This is a genomic window from Acinetobacter sp. Marseille-Q1618, assembly GCF_902809855.1.
Classification (GTDB): Bacteria; Pseudomonadota; Gammaproteobacteria; order Pseudomonadales; family Moraxellaceae; genus Acinetobacter.
The window spans coordinates 161,331-182,159 of sequence record NZ_CADDWJ010000003.1; the positions used below are offsets into that span (position 1 = coordinate 161,331).

Below are 20,829 nucleotides of genomic sequence, written 5' to 3' on the forward strand. Positions count from 1 at the left end.
GTATTTACGATTTTTAGATATCTATTCAAGAATATTTTATTTATCCATTAAATTAGCGACTCATTTTTGCTCTTGTACTAAACTTTCATGCAACACATTGGAAAAACGATAGGTATGCGCAATTAATCGCTCAATCCAACGCTGCGCTGCCAATAACTCTACACTTTTTGCCGCATTGAGTTGATTTAATACCGTATATTCTAAAACCTGATTGCGTATTTCGGTACGATGTTTGCTCGCCCATTTCTTTAATGCATTTAATTCTGTACGCAATTTCTCAATTTGTGTAGGCTCACCCAAATGACTTAAATTTTCAATATAACTCTCTAAAATATGTGAATAATCAAGCGCCAACTGGAAAATCGCAGGATGCATTCTTAACAAAGCTGCATTATCAATTTTTTCTAAATCACTACGTAATACTCTGACATAGACCATCACCCTTAAAATCGCTAAAAAATGTTGTTGTAATTCTGGATTATGGGCGATCGTAATCTTTTCTAAATATGCCTCTAAATGCAAAATAATGTCATCTAATTGTTTAAGTTTGCTTTTATCGGGCAATATCCCATCTCGAAACGCTTTGTGTAAGGCATTAAAAATTTCAAATAAAATATGACTTTGTACAGTTTCTGCTGCTTGAATCGCCACAATAGGGACTTGTAAACTGGCTTCATCTAAACAGTTTAAAATACTCGGTGAATGTTCTGGTAATAACCGAATAACCAAAGCTTCTAAAGGCTTCAACACAGGCATAAAAATACACGCCCCGACCATACTAAATGCCGTATGAAACAATGCCACCATCACCAACGCATCCCAACGACTCAACCAAGATATATGTTGATATAGCCACAACAGCACTGGGGCTAAGAGTACAAATGCAACAATTGCAGCCACCAGATTAAAAATGACATTGACCGCAACAGTTCTTTTGGCATTGATAGATGCACCAATCGCGGACAATATGGTAATACCGACTGACCCGATATTTTGCCCGATCACCAGATACAGCGCTTGAGATAAATCAATTGCACCACTCGCCAAAGCGGCTAAGGTTGCCGTAATTGAGGCACTAGATGACTGTAAAATCAAAGTCATCACGATACCAATGGCAACCAAAAGTAACTTTGCCCAAAAACCATCGGCACTTAAAAATGAAAGATCAACACGATTTGAGAAACCTGCCATCGCCTCTTGTAAAACGGCAATACCAAAAAAAATCATGCCAAATCCTGCCAAAATCAACCCAAACAATTTCAGTCGATCTTTGGCAACCAAATGCAGCATCGCACCAAAACCAATAAATGGCAACGCAAACATAGAAATAGAAAACTTTAAACCCAGAAATGCCACCAACCAACCTGTGCTGGTTGTACCGATATTTGCCCCGATTACCACGCCCATCGCTTGAGCGAAAGTCATCACGCCTGCATTAACAAACCCAACTGTCGCTACTGTTGTCGCTGTGGAGGAATTGACCAAAATCGTCAACCCAATCCCAGACAATAAAGCTTTCATGGGGGTATTGGTAAATTGGGTAAATAAATGTTTGAGGGTTTCGCCTGTAATGTCTTTTAGACCATTGGTCATTAAAGTCATGCCCAATAAAAACAAGCCTACACCACCGCACAGTTCTGCAAATACTTGAAGCACATTTCCCCTCAATCAGGTTTTATTGGACAAATTTCATTGAACAAAATCAATTTAGTTTATGCATTTTCAAATGCTGATTTGTAGATTGAATATACTTAACTTTATACCTAGCAAGCATTAGCGAAATAAAAAATATTAAATAAAATCAGTTTTCTCTAAAATATATGCAATTTCATACTGGATAAAATATTTCATACCTCATCCATAATGCACCCAAACTAAAATGCCCTATATTTCAGGGCATTTAAAAAATTCTATCAAATTCAGCTAATCAAATTATTCATCATTTAAAGCACATTCAAAACTGCTTGGGTTTTGTGAACAACGTACTTTTTTCAAGATTCGCATCATGGCAGGATCATAATATCCATCTTTGGTCATCTGAATACGCGCTTCTCGCATAATTTTAATATAACCAGGTTTGTCTGCTTCTCGCATTTCCATCCAATATTTTGCAGGGATTTCTTTTTCAAGTTTATCTACAAAATCAAAAGCAGGACTAAGCTGTTTAGAAATCATTTCACGTGCAATTGGCCCCATCCCTGCAGGGAATTTATTGCGGTGCATGATCAATGTACCTGTCACTTGGATCAGTGGAAATTTGATAATACCTCCCACAGTTTTACCTGTTTTATCATTCATACCTTTATGTAGTTCCAAAGGCTTAAACAACAATGCAGGCCCTGCCATGATATCGACTTCTTTGTTATTAAACTTTCCACCAACAGTCAAGAGATCGACTGAAACTGGCTGAGCACCTACATTTTGTACTAATTTCTTTTGTGTGCCGTCAAAATTCATCACAGCAACTTTTTTACCAGCCGCTTTTGCCAAAGTATCAATACGACGGTCATTCACCATGATATATGCTGCACCTAATGGTACGATTCCGACCACCTCATAGTCTTTATTCACCATTTTGGCATCATATTCAGGACGTGCTAACAACTGAATCACAGAGGACAATTGTTTATAACTTTGTACAGCACCAATGGCATCAATACTCCCGACAAAAGAGTTAAATTGTCGGGCACGTAAATTACTAATCCCTGCACCATCACAGCGTTTACTGCGAAAATCTTCCGTTAAAACACGTTCATCGGTATAGACTTTTAAATTCAATTCAGTGGTAGCTTTTTTCTTTAATTTTGGATAATCAATATCAATGCGCATTTGCAGTTTTGATGGTCGGGTGATTTTTAAATCTACCCCAAACTGTTTGGCTACTTGTGCGATACGTGGTAATTCACTGATATAGCTGGTCGCTTGTTCAAAAGCTTCACCATTTGCACCATCTGGTGAATATACACATAGCGTTACTTGCTTAGGAATTTGCGCCCATATTTTAGAGTCATCCATTAATTTTTTAATTTTCTGTTGTGAGTGTTGCGAAAGTGTCAAATCTAATTTGGGGGTAGGTGCTGCATATACTGAATATGATAAAGAAAACGGCAATAACAAGCCCATTGCTAAGCACGTGTTTTTACACTTCTGTACAGTAAGTTTTTTCCATTTTAAAGGGTTTTGTATTTTCATTTTATGATCCATTTTTTCAATATGCTTGCGAATATCACTATCCACCAACAAATCATCCTTATATTCATGACTAAGTTAAGGGATGTATCAATAGATTCAATTGACTATAAATATCCAACTTTTGTCAAAAATGTAAAATTTTAAACTATCTTTCCAATATCTTATTATTTAACTATTTATCAATAATTTAAATTAAATAAATAATTTTACCATTTATCTGATTATGACGATGTTATTGCTAGGAAATATAAAAAGCTCCCGAAGGAGCTTTTTATATTTAGAAAAATAATACAGTGATCAAATCATTAGATGATGATTTGATTATTTTGCAATAATTCTTCAAGTGTAAGATCAGTTGTTTGATTATTTAATACCAACAATTCAGCACCTTGATACTGTGCAGCTTTGCCATCGCGGTCAATTGAAATCACTGACTGGTCTTGCTCTGCATCATAGCTGACTGTTAAGTATTCATTGATATTTTCAAGACTCGCATTGTGATCAAGTAATGCCGAAACATCAATCTGATCTGTAGATGAAAAATCATTGACAGTTGTTAAGCTATTCCCACCTAAATGATCATCATTTAATACATTAAAAATTAGATTTGCATCTTGCTCAACTGCAGTATGCTCAGCAAATGCCTCTGCTTTAAATCCCACGTTTGAAGGTGGATACAAAGTCATATCAAACTCAAGTTCTGAACTTGCTGTTGAATGATTAGATTGTTCTGTGGCAATAGCTTCTACTTTTACTTTTAATGCCAAAGAAGAACCAGTCACAGTAAAATCAGATGGTGCAACAGCGACTAGACTTGCACCATCTAAAGACATGCCATCGGCAGCAAAGCTTAATTGACCATTTGCATCCGCTGTACCCAATAAAAGACGTGAACCATCTGCAGCCAATGCATAAATCATCATGCCTTCAATTAAACCTGAGAAATTTAAGGTCAAGCTTTCTGAACCATCTACATCATTCAAACTTGTACTGAGCAACCCAAGCGAAATATCTTGTCCAACTTCACCACTTAAGTTGAAGTATGGACGATGAAAACCATTTTCATCTTTATCCGTTACACTCCCTTGAATCAGATCAGATATTTTCCATTCCACCGATGGATTGGTTTGTTGATAGAAATCATTCAAACCTGACAATGCGGTGTCTAAATCAGGATAATAACTGATTGTGTCACCATGTGACTGATCTACTAATTGGAAATTATAATTTCCGACACCTGATTGGTTATGCATATAGAAATCAAAGGTATAGAAGCCAGACTCAGTTGCGGTAAAACTTCGATCTACTGACGTGCTTAATCCACCCCAACTCACAAAGACTGGGTCTTCATTTCCAATAATGAGCATACCACTATCATCTGCTACACCTTTATAGTTATAGGTATGACCTTTCTCAAGATAAACATAACCTGTAATTGCGACACCTTTATAGGTTGCAACATCACCATTAGTCAAACTAGTTGTTCCACCACTCGTTGCAGGTTTATGTGTGGTATTACGCTCACTGGTTAAGTATTCAAATACTGTTTTTAAAGTATCTGCAGGCATACCATTACCACCACCCTGTAGCAAATCGTAGGTTTTTCCATCAACAGTGACAGATTTCAAACTCTCCCATGTTTTAATATTTAAATTAAGTGCGGTTGGACTCCAATCCAACAAGTTAAGTGATAGGTTTGGTGTATCAGCAACAGCTTCAACCATCACATCAACAGAACCTGTAGAAGTATTGACCCCATCATGTACTTCAAAATCAAGCGTTGTATATGCTGAATCGGCAGATGTTGACGCATCATTCAAATCAGGTTTAAAGCTTAATTGACCTGCATCAATATCTGCTTTAGTTAAATCCGCCAACATATTAACATCTGTCACAACTTGACCATTTAGATATAAAGTACCGTTGACTGGTAACGCTGTAAATGAAACAGCTAACTTATTCAAATCAGTACTGTTATCCGTAATACCTAATTGTGCCCATGTAATCACAACAGAAGTATCTTCATCAGTTGTAATTAAAGTCTTTTCAATATCAGGTGGTGCATTATCAACATCTTCAGTATCTAAACCTTCTAAACCAAGGTTACCCACCAAATCTTGGTAACTACCTTTAGGCACTGTCACAGTGATGATGTCATCGACAGGCATATCTATCATTGCATCAAAGTTTAATGCACTGCTATCTGACTTATTCCAATTCACAATAATTTCATTACCTGAAGTATCATTCACAGTGACTTGCGACAAATCAATACTGTTTGGATCAACATCGGAATCATATTTCAGTGTGATTTTTCCTGTTGCATCAATCTCTACAGTGACTTTTGGTGGAACAATATCAACCATGACATCGCGCAAAGTTTCATCAGATTTCACACCTGATGTATTGGATGTGGCTTGTGCCGTAATATCAAAATCTTGTGCAACATCTGCTTTAGGCACATTCACAGACCAAGTGCCATCAGTATTTACTGTTACTTGTGAACCTGTATATGTTGTACCTGCAATTGTTACTGTCATGGTGACATCTGGGTTACTGACTTTACCTGTGATGGTAACGGTATCAGCAAAATCAGCATATTCAGCTTCATTGATGACATCATTACCTGACACCAGATCAATCGAAACAAATGGCAAGCTAATCGTATCTTCTATAGGCTTTTCATCTTGATTTTTTGTCTGTGCAGTAATTTGGTCATTTGTACCTTCAACAATTTCTGTAGTTAACTGCCAATATCCATTTTCATCAGAGCGAATTCCTTCAACTATCGTACCATTTGGCAGAATTACAGTGACATCTTGATTTGCGCCTGTAAGACCTGTAATCAGCTTATCATTTGAGCCTACAATTGAGGTGACACTGGTAATTTTGATGGTGATATCTGTATCTGTAGCACCCAGACCTACATTCCCCACTAAATCTGTATAGCTTTGATCTTTAACCTTTACCTCAACAGTAGTGCCTTGTTCTGTATTTTGAAGTTGTGCGGTCCACGTGCCATCAGCATTTTCAATTAGGGTTCCTGGTTTTAATTGTCCTCCTGTAATCACAATATCAGAGGCATCAAAACCTTGAATAACCTCATCAAAGGTAAAAGTTACCGAAGTTCTATCTTCACTGATCGCAACTTTTACAGTTGGCGATAAGGTATCCACAGGTACTGTAGTTTCGCCACCCGTACCTGGATTACCTGTTTTATCGATATAAGTTGGTTGACCATCTTTGTCCTTCACTGGTACTTCAACTTTGACTTCAGTGTCGACATTTGGTGGCACTTTGCCTGTCCAAGTAATCCCTCCATCAGTTGATGTCAGTGGTGGAACAGTTACAGGATTACCGTCTTTGTCTTTAAGTGGATTGCCGTCTTTGTCGGTAATCACGATGTCCGTGTTTGGATCAATGGTGCTTGGATCAATATCTGGATCAAAGGTCACTTTGATATTACCGTCTGGAGTAATTTCAACAGTCACAGCCGGAGGCGTGCGATCAAGTCCTGGTTCATTGTCTGTATCGGTCAGTGGATTGCCATTGCGATCCGTTGTGGTTCCTGTGACATCGACACCACCATCGGCAATGCTTGGTGGCACTGTGCTGGTGAAGTGACCGTTGCTGTCGACTGTCACGGTAATGGTTTCGCTGACAGGGTTGCCGTTTGGATCTTTGCCTTCGACCACAAGTTCAACCGTTGCACCCGGTGGGACATCGGTGGTTGAACCGGTGATTTGTCCATCTGGTGTGACATCCACTGTGATCTGACCTGGCGTGCGATCAAGTCCTGGTTCGTTGTCTGTATCCGTCAGTGGATTGCCATTGCGATCCGTTGTGGTTCCTGTGACATCGACACCACCATCGGCAATGCTTGGTGGCACTGTGCTGGTGAAGTGACCGTTGCTGTCGACTGTCACCGTAATGGTTTCGCTGACAGGGTTGCCGTTTGGATCTTTGCCTTCGACCACAAGTTCAACCGTTGCACCCGGTGGGACATCGGTGGTTGAACCGGTGATTTGTCCATCTGGTGTGACATCAACTGTGATCTGACCTGGCGTGCGATCAAGTCCTGGTTCGTTGTCTGTATCCGTCAGTGGATTGCCATTGCGATCCGTTGTGGTTCCTGTGACATCGACACCACCATCGGCAATGCTTGGTGGCACTGTGCTGGTGAAGTGACCGTTGCTGTCGACTGTCACGGTAATGGTTTCGCTGACAGGGTTGCCGTTTGGATCTTTGCCTTCGACCACAAGTTCAACCGTTGCACCCGGTGGGACATCGGTGGTTGAACCGGTGATTTGTCCATCTGGTGTGACATCAACTGTGATCTGACCTGGCGTGCGATCAAGTCCTGGTTCGTTGTCTGTATCCGTCAGTGGATTGCCATTGCGATCCGTTGTGGTTCCTGTGACATCGACACCACCATCGGCAATGCTTGGTGGCACTGTACTGGTGAAGTGACCGTTGCTGTCGACTGTCACCGTAATGGTTTCGCTGACAGGGTTGCCGTTTGGATCTTTGCCTTCGACCACAAGTTCAACCGTTGCACCCGGTGGGACATCGGTGGTTGAACCGGTGATTTGTCCATCTGGTGTGACATCAACTGTGATCTGACCTGGCGTGCGATCAAGTCCTGGTTCGTTGTCTGTATCCGTCAGTGGATTGCCATTGCGATCCGTTGTGGTTCCTGTGACATCGACACCACCATCGGCAATGCTTGGTGGCACTGTACTGGTGAAGTGACCGTTGCTGTCGACTGTCACGGTAATGGTTTCGCTGACAGGGTTGCCGTTTGGACCTTTGCCTTCGACCACAAGTTCAACCGTTGCACCCGGTGGGACATCGGTGGTTGAACCGGTGATTTGTCCATCTGGTGTGACATCCACTGTGATCTGACCTGGCGTGCGATCGAGTCCTGGTTCATTGTCTGTATCGGTCAGTGGATTTCCATTGCGATCCGTTGTGGTTCCTGTGACATCGACACCACCATCGGCAATGCTTGGTGGCACTGTACTGGTGAAGTGACCGTTGCTGTCGACTGTCACCGTAATGGTTTCGCTGACAGGGTTGCCGTTTGGATCTTTGCCTTCGACCACAAGTTCAACCGTTGCACCCGGTGGTACATCGGTGGTTGAACCGGTGATTTGTCCATCTGGTGTTACATCAACTGTAATAGAGCCCGATGTACGATCTAATACAGGTTCAGCATCTTTTGCATCTAGTGGATGATTGTTTGCATCTTTGGTTGTTGCAATAACGGTGATATTGCCATCTTCAAAGTCTGTAGGTACTTTTGCTGTATAGTGGCCGTTGCTATCTACAGTGGCTTGAATTTTCTTTTCAATTTCAACACCATTTTTATCTTTACCAATTACAATCAATTCGACTGTTTGACCTGGAACGACTTCGAGTGTTGTGCCTGTAATATGACCTTTACTATCGACATCGACGGTAATACTGCCTTGGGTGATTGGATCACGGACAGCAGGTGCTGAATCAATTGTTATACCATTATCCACCACAGAAGCTTTTGCTTCGATAGAGTTTTGACTTCCAACTTGATCTGCAGGGACTTGAATAGACCACGTACCATCTGAATTTACAGTAACTTTTTTAGCAGGATCTGTTGAATTACTCGAATACTCAACACCATTAAAAGTCACTGTAACATCAGCATTAGGATTGCTGATTGTACCTGTCACTTTCATTTTAGTTTGAGTGTCAATATCAGTACGTTCCGAAGGATCAATAACATCATCACCCGCAACAACATCAATGGTAATAAATGGTAACTTCACTTTATCTTCGATAATGACATTATCTTGGTTAGGCGTTGTTGCTGTCACAAAATTACCATCTTTCAATGGAAAATCTGTGGTAACCGTCCAGTTACCATGGGCATCAGAAGTGGTGATTAAAGGCTTGTCTGAACCTGGCACAGTCACTGTTACCGTTTGATTTGGCTCTGTTTTACCCGAAATAATCGCATTACCATCGGTATTTGGCTTAACACTGTCAATTTTGATCGTAATAACTTGATCTTGATGACCTGAACCCAAGTTATTCGTTAAATCTGTATAAGTATCATCTTTTACTGTAACTTCAACAGTGGTGCCATCTTTTGGCATTGAGTCTAGTTTTGCAATCCATTTACCATTGCCTAAATCAGTCAATGAACCCGGTACAAGCTTAGAACCTGCAACTAAAATATCTTCTGAAGTAAAGCCTTTTACAACTTCAGAGAAGTCAAAATGCACAGTCCCATCAGCATCAATGGTCACAGTCAATTTTGGTGCAAGTGTATCTACATTTTCAGTATCAGTACCTTTTCCACCTTCATTACCCGTTTTATCTTGGTAACTTCCTTCAGGGACAGTGACGCTAACACTGCCTTCTACGCCTTCAGGAATTTTACCTGTCCACGTAACCCCACCATCTGTTGAGGTTAATGGTGGAACGGTGACTGGATTTCCATCTTTGTCTTTCAGAGGGTTACCATCTTTATCCGTAATCACAAAATCATTATTCGGATCAATGGTTGATGGATCAACATCAGGATCAAATGTCACTGTGATATTGCCATTCGGATCAATATTCACAATCACTTGCGGTGGTTGAGTGTCCACAGCTTTGCTTTCTTGATCAGGATTACCCTGATTGCCATTCAAATCTTGATAACTACCATCAGGGACAGTCACCGTAATTTTGCCATCAAAACCATCTGGGACTTGACCTGTAAAAGTCAAACCATCTTCGCTCGGCGTTAGTGTTACAGTAACAGGATTACCATCCTGATCGATCACCGTAATTTTACCTGTTTCAATGCTTGAAGGATCTACATCAGGATCATAAGCAATGGTGATTTTACCCTCTGGGCTAATACTCACACTGACATTCGGGGGTGTCGTATCTGTACCAACTTGATTCTCTGCATCATTCGATGGGAAAACCGTACCTGTCGAATCAGTTACTTGACCTTTGGCTGTAATGGTATTTTTACCATTTAAATTGATATCTTCAACAGGAACATTGATTTCCCAAGTTCCATCTGCATTCACTTTAACGTCAATGCCAGAATATTTTTTACCATTAAAAGTAATGGTCATATCAGCAGTTGGATTACTCACCGTACCCGTGATTTTTACAGTCCCAGTTGCTGGGTCAGTTAATTCAACCAACTCTTCTTCATTGATAAAATTATCACCACCGACAATATCAATACTCACAAACGGTAAAGGTACTTCATCAGATGCGCTTTGATCTGGATTTGAGCCATCTGGATTGGGTACAGTGACAGTAATTGATGAACCATCTTGTAACGGATCAGTCGTGGTCATCGACCATGTTCCATCAGGATTTGAAGTCGTTGTATAGGTTTTACCTGTTGCAGGATCCTTTAACGTAACTTCGGTGTTGGGTTTGGTCACACCTGTCACGATAGAACCACCACCCACTGTGTCAGGTTTGATTGTAGTGACTTTTACAGATACATCCTCATCTGAACCTTCAATGCCTGCATTACCCGCTTGATCTGTATAACTACCATCTTTGACAGAAACTTCAACAGCAGTACCCTTTTTCAAATCTGAAAGAGTTGCTGAATATGTACCATCTGGATTTTTAACTAAAGAGTCAGGATCAATTTTCCCGCCATTAATCACAATATCGTTAATATCAAAACCATCAATATCTTCGGAGAAAGTAAAGGTGACTTTACCTTTGCCTGTGGCATAGTCTGCTTCAATTTCTACTTGGACAGAAGGTGCTGTTTCATCGATCACCGCTTGGTCAGGTACTGACTCTGCTGATGTTCCCCCCTCATTGGTGATGGTTGCAGTGACTTTAAGCTCAGTCCCTTCAGCAGGTTTATCCACTTGAACTTTGATTTTGCCTGCATCAATATCCGCTTGCGTCAAAGTATGCGTATAAGCTTTGCCACTTTGATCTTTGAGTGTGATTATATCGCCTGTAACTGCACCAGCCGGAATCGTCACAATAATATTGAGCTGTGACGCACCACCAGTTTCACTACGATTTAATAGCCCATCATTATTTTGATCATTCGCAATTTCAACTTTTGGTGCATCTAAAATTTCAACTTTAGGCTCATTTTCTGGCTCTGAATGGCTTTTATCATCATTAGTCGCCGCAATAATTCCACCTGTTACCAATCCACCGACAATCCAGGGTAAAGGACCAACACCACCTGTACTCGCCCCTGTGATAATTGGAAGAAGTTCTTCAAGACCTGTCACCTCTTTAAAGCTTGCAATCCCATCTTGCCAAACCAATTGCTCAAAAGCACAAACCGTACCATCAAAAACTAAATCAGATGTTTCACCATCAGCAGCTTTCACAAAATAATTTTCTATTGTGATGGTTTCACCATTTTTTAATTTAATTATGAGGTTATCACCTTCCTGAATAATCTCTAAAATTTCTTCTTTTTTAATATTTGGCTGGATAATCGTCGATTTTTCTAATTTTATTATATTAGACTCCACATTAACTTTCTCAAGTGAAGACTTATCTATTAACGTGATTTTTTGCATTTTAAATGCCCAATTATTAGTAACAATTGGTAAAGTATATTATCAGAGCGATATTTTTTGTACAATCAACAATACATATCAATATAATTTGTATTTTACTATTTGGTAAAATATTAATCATCGATATTTAAATTTTTCTAACAGGATACTACTATGCTTAAGAATGCCTTCATTTCCATTGCAGTGATTGCTTCTCTGTCTGCTTGCACACAATTAACAACTGTAGGTGAAAAGAACAAACCTAAAAATTTATTATTTACAAACAAAGAATTAAACACAAAACCCATTCATGTTCAACGTGATCATAAGCTTTGTGATGAAGAAAAAGACAACAATAAAGACTGTCCTATTAAATTCTACATTGATGATTTTAAGGCTGGTGATTTCTATGTAAACAATGCAACAACCTACTATTTAAAACCAAATGAATATGTACTATCTGTTAAAAATTGCAAAGAAGAATGTAAAACATATCACACAAAACTCATTATTAATAAACAGTTTCAAGGTGTAAATATTGTATTATCTTTAGATAATGAGAATCGTCCCTTTATTATTAATAAACAATCATAACTTATAAAACATACCCGATTTATTTTATAAATTGGGTATGTTTTAAAACCAATTTCGTTAATATTATTAGTTATTCTTAATAATACACATCAAAATAAAATAAACACTTTAAAATGATTTTATTTTAGAGTATTTATTCAATTTATATATTTTATTCTTTATATTACCAATTTATATTTGCTAATATTTAGTGATGTAATTAACATTTATTAAAGTATTATGTCTAAGCAAACCTTACAACTTCGTAAAAACTTAAGAACTCAGCGACGACAACTATCAACATTTCAACAACGACATAGTGAACAAGCTGCCTTTAACCAGCTTAGAAAAAGCCCACAATTCAGAACTGCAAAAAAAGTTGGCATTTATTTGGATGGTTTTGGGGAACTGCGAACCCGCAAAATAATTGAATATTGTTTTCAACAGCATAAACAGGTTTATCTGCCGATTATCTGCAACATGAATAACACCTTAGTCTGGGTAAAAATTTCAAAGTACCAATATCGCAATAAACGCTTTGTCATGCACAAACTCGGTATGCTTGAGCCTATGCGTAATCGAGGACTACATGTTTCGCATTTAGATATTCTTTTAATGCCTTTATTGGCATGTGATCAGGTCGGCACACGAATGGGCATGGGCGGTGGTTTTTATGATCGTACTTTGGCTTCTGCACCTTATAAACCCTATCGCTTAGCACTTGCTCATGATTTTCAGTTGTTAAATACTAAGCTGCATCGCAATCCTTGGGATCAGGCATTAGATGCGTTAATTACCCCTAAAAAATATACGTGTTTTAAGCGTCAACTCAGCCAATCGCACATTTTATGATGTTTTATTTATCAGTTACTTGACAAATTTTATGCAAATTATTTTGTGAAGCCCTTGTAATTTTAAAAATACCCATCACTATAAAAAACATGGCAACACCGTTGTCACTCATTAGGAGTGCCCATGTCTGAGATTATTATGAATCAAGAAAACTTAGAGCCACAGGTTCCAAGTGTATTACCGCTTTTAGCGTTACGTGATGTCGTGGTTTATCCACACATGCAAATTGCGCTATTTGTAGGTCGTGAAAAATCGATCAATGCAGTTGATGTGGCTCGTAACAGTGACAATTTAGTATTTGTAGTTGCGCAAAAAGATTCGCTTACAGAAGAAATTGATCACGACAACTTATATCAATATGGTACTGTCGCTAAGATTGTACAAGTTGTGAATCATGAAAATGATGAAAACTGTATAAAAGTATTAATTGAAGGTTTGCATCGTTCTAAACTGGTCAAAATCATTGAAAATAATGAATATTTATCAGCAGAACATGCACTAAGCCCAATGACTGTATCTATCGATGAAGATACACAAAAAACACGTGTCGAAGAATTACGTGCCTTATTTGCCCAATATGCAGAAGCAAAATTACGCAATGCACGTGAGTTGATTGCAGCAGCAAATAAAATTGATGATTTACTGCAATTGTTGTTCTTTGTTGCAACCCGTGTACCTTTGAATATTGACGTAAAACAAAAATTCTTAGAACACGATGAGTTTGAAGCACATTTACAAGAGTTAATGACTTATTTGCTACAACAGTCTGAAGAACAGCAAATTGAGCAAACTTTGCATGACTCTGTAAAACGCCAAATGGAAAAGAATCAACGTGAATACTTCCTCAATGAAAAGATGAAGGTCATTCAACGTGAACTTTCTGACATGAATGGCGGTGCGGAAGATGACGTTGCAGAAATTGAAAAACGTTTAGCAGAAGCTGATTTACCTGAGCACGTGCGTAAAAAAGCTGATGCTGAGTTCCGTAAATTAAAATCAATGCAACCTGCATCAAGTGAAGCGGCTGTGGTGCGCAACTATTTAGAGGTGATCTTAGATACACCTTGGAATAAAGCCAGCAAAGTCAGCATCAACTTGAACAAAGCGCAAGAAATTTTAGATGCAGACCATTATGGTTTGGATGAAGTCAAAGAGCGTATTGTTGAATACTTAGCTGTTCAATCGCGTGTGAAAAAACTTCGTGGTCCGATCTTGTGTTTGGTTGGCCCTCCAGGTGTTGGTAAAACTTCGCTTGGTGAGTCGATTGCTAAAGCGACAGGTCGTGAGTTCGTGCGTATGGCACTTGGTGGTGTACGTGATGAAGCTGAGATTCGTGGTCACCGTCGTACCTATATCGGTGCGATGCCAGGTAAGATCGTGCAGTCATTGACGAAAGTCGGTGTCAAGAATCCATTGTTCTTGCTCGATGAGATCGACAAGATGGCACAAGACTATCGTGGTGATCCTGCTTCTGCTTTGCTTGAAGTACTTGATCCATCGCAAAACGGTAAGTTTAACGATCATTACCTTGATCTTGATCTTGATTTGTCTGAAGTGATGTTCATCTGTACTGCAAATAGCATGAACATTCCTGAGGCTTTGCTTGACCGTATGGAAGTGATTCGTCTTCCAGGTTATACCGAAGAAGAGAAAGTCAACATTGCTGACCGTTACCTTGTTCCGAAAGCAATCAAGAACAATGGCTTACGTGCTAAAGAGTTGACTGTGCATGAAGAAGCGATTCGTGACATTGTCCGTCGTTATACACGTGAAGCAGGTGTCCGCAGTTTAGAACGTGAAATTTCTAAAATTGCACGTAAAGTCGTGAAAGAATCCGTAAGCAAGAAAGCTAAAAACTTGCAAATTAATGTCACGGCTGAGAACTTACCTGATTATTTAGGAGTACATAAGTTCGACTACGGTATGGCAGAAGAAGAAGCACAAGTGGGTCGTGTCAATGGCTTAGCTTGGACTTCTGTGGGTGGTGAATTACTCACGATTGAAGTTGCTGCTGTAAAAGGTAAAGGTAAATTTATCACTACGGGTTCACTCGGTGATGTGATGAAAGAATCGATTACTGCTGCAATGACCGTTGTACGTACCCGTGCAGATGAACTTGGCATTGAATCTTCTCGCTTTGAAGAAACCGATGTACACGTGCATTTACCTGAAGGTGCAACACCAAAAGATGGCCCTTCTGCTGGTTTAGCACTCACGACTGCACTTGTGTCAGCATTCACAGGCATTGCGATTCGCCCTGATATTGCTATGACTGGTGAAACCAGTTTAGGTGGTCGTGCAATGCGCATTGGTGGCTTAAAAGAGAAACTTTTAGCAGCACATCGTGGTGGCGTGAAACTGGTGTTCATTCCACAAGAGAACGTACGTGACTTAGCTGAAATTCCACAAAACGTGAAAGAGGGTTTGGAAATTAAAGCTGTGAAATCGATTGATGAGATTTTACCTCTTGCTTTGGTTGAACAACCTAAACCGTTGGTTAAAGCACCAATCGTAAAACCTGTCGATGAAGGCAAAGCTGCCCGTCATTAAACTATAAAATGCTTGATCTTCAAGTTTGAAAAAGCGCCTTAGGGCGCTTTTTTATTGATGTATCATATAGTTAAAATATTGAATAAAAAATAGACAAATCACCCTCTAATCATGTTATATTTTTAGTGATATTCATTTGAACCAACACTTGAAATAATATCAATTACCCTCATAAATTTAATATAGATTCGATCTTAGATCGTTTCGTTAACATCAATCTGTATCTCCAGATGGATTGGTGTTAGAACGCAGTCCTAGCTCCTTTAGGACTGCGCTTTTTTTATACCATTAAAATTTATACCATTAAAAAACGAAAAATTGACCATTACTGCATGGTTTCTAGCAATGTATAAGCTAAGCCATTGACGACATCTGCCATTTTATCCACATTTAGTTTATCCACTGTATCTTGCGCAGTGTGATAGTGTTTATTTCTAAAAAATGCGGTATCTGTAATCATGATTGCAGGAATTTCCATTTTCCAATAATTTAAATGATCTGAAAAATCTGTACCTGAAATGAATGCTGGTGCAATCAATCGCTGACAATCTAATTTCTTAAGTGTTTGCATTGCCTTACAATAATTCTCACTCAACGTCCGTGAGTTAAAATTACTGACTGCTGCAATAAAATTGCCATGTTCAGGATAAAACAATGCTAAACCTGTTGGATAATCTTGCACTGCATGTGCATCAAAATAACCAATCATTTCCAAAATATATACTGCGGTGATCTGATCTTTCTTATTTAAAATAGATTTTGCATGGACTGCACTGCCCATGTGTTCTGTACGAAAATACGGTGGTTCTTCTAAAGTGTAGAATACCAGCTCAATATTTTGCTTTAAGTTAATTTTATTTGCCGCCAAGATTCTCGCAATTTCAATAAGTCCTGCAACACCAGAAGCGTTATCATCTGCGCCTTTAAAATTTCCATAAACATCGTAATGTGCGCCTACAATGACTTTTTTGGCATTGCCAGTTTGTAAACCACAGACCACGTTACGATAAGTTTGCTTTTTCACTTGATAGGTTTGATACTCACACGGCACGCCAAACTGTTCGACTTGTTGTTTGATATACGCTGCCACACGATCCAATTCCTCAATATTTTTATGGTTTCTAAAAGCTGTTGGATGAATAATTTGCGCCATATAATTGCTTAAATTTTTCGAATCAGCCTGTGGTTCGAGTAAGCTTACAGCATGAGTTGCATGACTCAATGACTGTAAGAAAATCAAAATTAAGAGCAAATAGCTGAGTTTTGCAAACATAAGTATTTTAAATTCCCTTCATTTATTCTTAAACATATTCAATTTATTTGTTTTACATCCTGAGAAATATCACACACGACCTGAGAACATTTCAATATAGGGTTATAATATAGACTGCTAGATGACAATATTAGTTTTTTATGAAAATTCGCATTCTTACCATTGGTCAAAAAATGCCTGCATGGGTTTTAACGGGCTTTGAAGACTATTTCAAACGCATTCAACCCTTTGTACAAACTCAAATCATTGAGTTACCGATGGCAAAACGTGGTAAAAATGACTCCGAAGCAGATATTTTAAAATATCGTCAAATCGAAGGCGATAGCATTTTGGCACAGCTCAAGCAAAATGAAGTTTTGATCGCACTTGAAGTCGGCGGACGTGAATTTAGTACTGAAAAATTGGCTGAAACCATGAAAGGCTGGATGCTCGAAGGCAATGATGTTGCTCTAGCGATCGGTGGACCAGATGGTCATTCGGAAGCTGTGCGTAAAGCCGCAGCTTGGCATTGGTCATTATCTAAACTCACCTTGCCACATCCATTGGTTCGTGTCATGTTAATCGAACAGCTTTATCGTGCGATGAGTATTAACCACAACCATCCTTATCATCGTGCAGGCTAAAACCATTAGCGTTCTATTTTCGAAACAAAATGTTGAATAAATTAGGCTTATATTGATGGCTATTTTTTGTCATGATTTTGCTTTAATTGTTTTCGCTTAGGTGAATCTCATATGAATTTACAAACATTACCAGGTTTATTTATTTCTCATGGTTCACCTATGCTGGCTTTAGACCCTGAGCAAGTTGGACCTGCATTAAACCGTTTAAGTTTAAACCTGCCGAAACCACAAGCGATTGTGGTGATGTCAGCACATTGGGAAAGTAATGCCTTAGAAGTAAGTACTGCAATACGTCCAGAAACTTGGCATGATTTTCGTGGTTTTCCACCAGAACTGTATGACATACGCTACCCTGCATCTGGCAATCCAGAATTAGCCGAAGAAATTTTACATTTGCTTGCAGAAGCCCATTTGCCAGCGCATGCGAACAGTACACGCCCTCGTGATCATGGCGTGTGGATGCCATTGTTACATATGTATCCTGATGCCGACATTCCTGTAGTGGAAATTTCTCTGCCGATGCATATGAATGCAAATGATATTTATAAAATCGGTCAAGCTTTAGCACCTTTGCGTGAAAAGCAAATCTTACTGATCGGTTCGGGCAGCATTACCCATAATTTAAGAGAGTTGTCTTGGAATGGTGATGCGAGTCAAGTCCCTGAATGGGCATCAACTTTCCGTAACTATGTGGTGAATAAACTCACGCATAGTGATTATGATGCTGTTTTAGATTGGTCAAATATTCCATTTGTACAACGTAATCACCCAACTTTAGAACATTTTGCACCTTTGTTTTTTGCAATGGGCACAGGCACTCGTTTTAGTGTGGTGCATAGTAGTTTTTCAATGGGTGCATTAGGTATGGACATCTATCGTTTTGATTAAACGATAAAAAGTTTTTATAAAATAACAATTATAAATTTATGGATACATTTTGAAACTGAAATTGCCAAAATGTATCCATTCTTTTGGCAGCTAAATCAGTTATGCTAAATGCTATGATTTAAATCAAGAACTTGCAGAATACTCATGAAATTAAGATATATTGCCCTCGCCCTATTTCCGCTTACTTTAGCTGCCTGTCAATCAAGTGATCTTCAAAAAGCTGGAGACATTGCTGTGTCTATTTTACAACAACAAAATGCAGATAAAACTTTAGCTGCGTATCAGTGGAGTGCCAATACGCCTGATGCGCCAAAACCATTGGTTTTAAATTTTAGTGACAAAGGTCGACTCGGTATTTCAACCAGTTGTAACAGTATGAGCACGACATGGAAAGTTGAAAATAATCAAATTATCACAGGTAATCTTGCTGCAACACAAATGGCATGCCCTGCTAATGCTATGGCACAAGAAGCTTTGGCTGCTCAAATTTTTGAAAATGGTAAAACGGCATTTTTATTAAATACCAGCAATACTCAAAGTCCAACCCTGACCATTACTTCAGCAAAAGGTGAAAAATTCGTTTTCACAGGAAAAATGACACCTGAAACACAATATCAGGGACAAGCTGAAACTATTTTCTTAGAAATTAGCCCTGAAACCAAAGAATGTACTGCTGGCGTGATGAAGAAACAATGTTTACAAGTACGTGAAATTAAATATGCAGACAATGGCGTTAAAACCCAAGTAGATAAAGATTGGACGCTATTTTATGACAACATTGATGGTTTTACCCATACCGCAAATGAACGTCAAGTAGTGCGTATCAAACGTTATGAAATTAAAAACCCAGCCGCAGATCAGTCTAAATATGCGTATGTACAAGATATGATTATTGAACGTGAAGCGATTAAAGGCTCTCTTTAATCTTTAAATGATCAAAAATAAATTTAAAACCGATGTTTAGGCATCGGTTTTTTAGTATTAAATTTCTATAATTCGAATAAGTGAGATGTTCTCATGAAAATTAAAATAATAATACTCGCATTGTTGTGTACAGCATGTCGTGAAAAACCACTATCCGTAGAAGAAACTCAAAACTTACTCCGTCAATATACATGGTCATACACACCACCAAATAGTGATACGCCAATAGAGTTAAGCTTTCAGGAAGGTCAAATTGGAGGATATTCTTACTGTAATGCTATGGGTGCACCTTATAAAATTATAGGACAAAAGATGACTGCACCACTTTTCATGAGTGATGCAAGGGGATGTGCACCATACATCATGCAACAAGAGACATTTATAAAAAGTTTTTTTGAACCACCTGTGCCATTTAAAATTAAATATACTTCAAGTAAACATCCAAAACTCATATTTGAAAAAGGTCAAAAGCAATATATTTTTATCGGTACAAAACTTACAAATAAAAGCACGCATGGAGAATAAGTCTTGAGAATCCATATATTTTTATTTTTCAGTGCGATTTTATCTATCTCAGCATGTCAAAATATAACCTCTGAAAATCAATCAGTGCCCCTCGCTGTTTTATCTTCATATCAACTTAGTGAAATCTTACAACAATATACATGGGCATATACACCACCAAACAGCACCATGCCCATCCTCGCTAATATTTCCTCTCAAGGTACGGATATTTATAGTGGCTGTAATCAAATCTCCAAGACACATACACTCAATGGCAATCACCTCAAAACTAATCCTGTCCAGATTCAAACTTTGATGGGATGCGGCGGTTTACAAAGTCAAGAAGCATTAGCTTCTCGAATTTTCACGGATTCAAATTTAGAAATTCAAATATCCTCTAATGACCAAAAATATTTAAAAGTATCTTTAAAAAATGGGGCTGCATATAGCTTTCAAGCCATTCCTGCTATTTCTGATCTAAAAAATTATGATGCAGAATTATTGAAAAAATTTACATGGCAACACATATCAGATGAGCCAAGCCCTGACCAAATTAAAAGCTTGCTTATCAACTTCACAGCCGATCGGATGCTCTTTTTTGCAGGCTGTAATCGTAAAAGTCAATATTATGCGATTGAAAATAAAACTCTAATTCCAAAAGGTGACTTTAGAAGCCAAGTAAAGTTTTGTGGCAATACACAACTTGAACGACAAACCAGTCAAAGCATGTCCAAACCGATGAATATCCGATTTGATTTTTCAACTTCTTTTCCAAAATTAATTTTAGAATCTAAATATCAACCGAATATGATCTTTCAAGCGATTCCACGAAAAGAAGACCTTAAATCACCTTAATTCAAGTTCATAAAAAAACCGATGCATTTGCATCGGTTTATTGAGTATTTTAAGC

General features: G+C 38.6%; 12 protein-coding genes. 8 read left to right on the top strand and 4 right to left on the bottom strand.

Annotation, left to right across the window (positions count from 1 at the left end; genetic code table 11):
• Positions 1-60: 60 nt before the first annotated feature.
• The 3 genes from HUS24_RS14650 to HUS24_RS14660 all read right to left on the bottom strand — a co-directional run bounded on the left by HUS24_RS14650 (position 61) and on the right by HUS24_RS14660 (position 11,753).
• Complete coding sequence (locus tag HUS24_RS14650) at positions 61-1,656, bottom strand: Na/Pi cotransporter family protein (protein ID WP_173912718.1); 1,596 nt, start codon at positions 1,654-1,656, stop codon at positions 61-63.
• 276 nt (positions 1,657-1,932) lie between these two features.
• Positions 1,933-3,123 (bottom strand): putative solute-binding protein, encoded by a 1,191-nt coding sequence (locus HUS24_RS14655; protein WP_173912842.1) that lies wholly within the window; start codon positions 3,121-3,123, stop codon positions 1,933-1,935.
• 374 nt (positions 3,124-3,497) lie between these two features.
• Positions 3,498-11,753 carry an Ig-like domain-containing protein gene (locus HUS24_RS14660; protein WP_173912719.1) on the bottom strand — a complete coding sequence of 2,752 codons (8,256 nt, stop codon included), beginning with the start codon at positions 11,751-11,753 and terminating at the stop codon, positions 3,498-3,500.
• Positions 11,754-11,906: 153 nt separating this feature from the next.
• Between HUS24_RS14660 and HUS24_RS14665 the strand changes: the two genes are divergently transcribed.
• From HUS24_RS14665 to lon, 3 genes are all read left to right on the top strand, one after another.
• Positions 11,907-12,326 (top strand): hypothetical protein, encoded by a 420-nt coding sequence (locus HUS24_RS14665; protein ID WP_173912720.1) that lies wholly within the window; start codon positions 11,907-11,909, stop codon positions 12,324-12,326.
• A gap of 219 nt (positions 12,327-12,545) precedes the next feature.
• Positions 12,546-13,157: a 5-formyltetrahydrofolate cyclo-ligase gene (locus HUS24_RS14670; protein WP_173912721.1), complete on the top strand. Its 612-nt coding sequence runs from the start codon at positions 12,546-12,548 to the stop codon at positions 13,155-13,157.
• A gap of 123 nt (positions 13,158-13,280) precedes the next feature.
• Positions 13,281-15,707, top strand: coding sequence for an endopeptidase La (gene lon / locus HUS24_RS14675; protein WP_173912722.1), 2,427 nt, complete (start codon positions 13,281-13,283; stop codon positions 15,705-15,707).
• A gap of 325 nt (positions 15,708-16,032) precedes the next feature.
• Here lon and HUS24_RS14680 read toward each other — a convergent pair whose 3' ends face one another.
• A complete protein-coding gene (locus HUS24_RS14680; protein ID WP_173912723.1) occupies positions 16,033-16,980 on the bottom strand; it encodes a M20/M25/M40 family metallo-hydrolase in 948 nt (315 codons plus the stop codon).
• A 140-nt stretch (positions 16,981-17,120) separates the two neighbouring features.
• On the opposite strand from HUS24_RS14680, the gene rlmH reads away from it, so the two are divergent.
• The 5 genes from rlmH to HUS24_RS14705 all read left to right on the top strand — a co-directional run bounded on the left by rlmH (position 17,121) and on the right by HUS24_RS14705 (position 20,774).
• Positions 17,121-17,603, top strand: a complete 483-nt coding sequence (gene rlmH / locus HUS24_RS14685) for a 23S rRNA (pseudouridine(1915)-N(3))-methyltransferase RlmH (RefSeq protein ID WP_171531627.1) — start codon at positions 17,121-17,123, stop codon at positions 17,601-17,603.
• A 111-nt stretch (positions 17,604-17,714) separates the two neighbouring features.
• Positions 17,715-18,491 (top strand): dioxygenase, encoded by a 777-nt coding sequence (locus HUS24_RS14690; protein ID WP_173912724.1) that lies wholly within the window; start codon positions 17,715-17,717, stop codon positions 18,489-18,491.
• Between the two features lie 144 nt (positions 18,492-18,635).
• Complete coding sequence (locus tag HUS24_RS14695) at positions 18,636-19,415, top strand: META and DUF4377 domain-containing protein (protein WP_173912725.1); 780 nt, start codon at positions 18,636-18,638, stop codon at positions 19,413-19,415.
• 93 nt (positions 19,416-19,508) lie between these two features.
• The gene (locus tag HUS24_RS14700; RefSeq protein ID WP_173912726.1) at positions 19,509-19,940 is read left to right on the top strand and encodes an META domain-containing protein; all 432 of its coding nucleotides are present in this window, start codon (positions 19,509-19,511) and stop codon (positions 19,938-19,940) included.
• An 84-nt stretch (positions 19,941-20,024) separates the two neighbouring features.
• A complete protein-coding gene (locus tag HUS24_RS14705; RefSeq protein ID WP_173912727.1) occupies positions 20,025-20,774 on the top strand; it encodes an META domain-containing protein in 750 nt (249 codons plus the stop codon).
• Positions 20,775-20,829: the final 55 nt, after the last annotated feature.

Coding starts and splice junctions, on each gene's coding strand:
- HUS24_RS14695 (WP_173912725.1), top strand. CDS start 18,636: ATGAAATTAAGATATATTGCCCTCGCCCTATTTCCGCTTACTTTAGCT.
- rlmH (WP_171531627.1), top strand. CDS start 17,121: ATGAAAATTCGCATTCTTACCATTGGTCAAAAAATGCCTGCATGGGTT.
- HUS24_RS14660 (WP_173912719.1), bottom strand. CDS start 11,753: ATGCAAAAAATCACGTTAATAGATAAGTCTTCACTTGAGAAAGTTAAT.
- HUS24_RS14680 (WP_173912723.1), bottom strand. CDS start 16,980: ATGTTTGCAAAACTCAGCTATTTGCTCTTAATTTTGATTTTCTTACAG.
- HUS24_RS14700 (WP_173912726.1), top strand. CDS start 19,509: ATGAAAATTAAAATAATAATACTCGCATTGTTGTGTACAGCATGTCGT.
- HUS24_RS14665 (WP_173912720.1), top strand. CDS start 11,907: ATGCTTAAGAATGCCTTCATTTCCATTGCAGTGATTGCTTCTCTGTCT.
- HUS24_RS14670 (WP_173912721.1), top strand. CDS start 12,546: ATGTCTAAGCAAACCTTACAACTTCGTAAAAACTTAAGAACTCAGCGA.
- HUS24_RS14690 (WP_173912724.1), top strand. CDS start 17,715: ATGAATTTACAAACATTACCAGGTTTATTTATTTCTCATGGTTCACCT.
- lon (WP_173912722.1), top strand. CDS start 13,281: ATGTCTGAGATTATTATGAATCAAGAAAACTTAGAGCCACAGGTTCCA.
- HUS24_RS14655 (WP_173912842.1), bottom strand. CDS start 3,123: ATGGGCTTGTTATTGCCGTTTTCTTTATCATATTCAGTATATGCAGCA.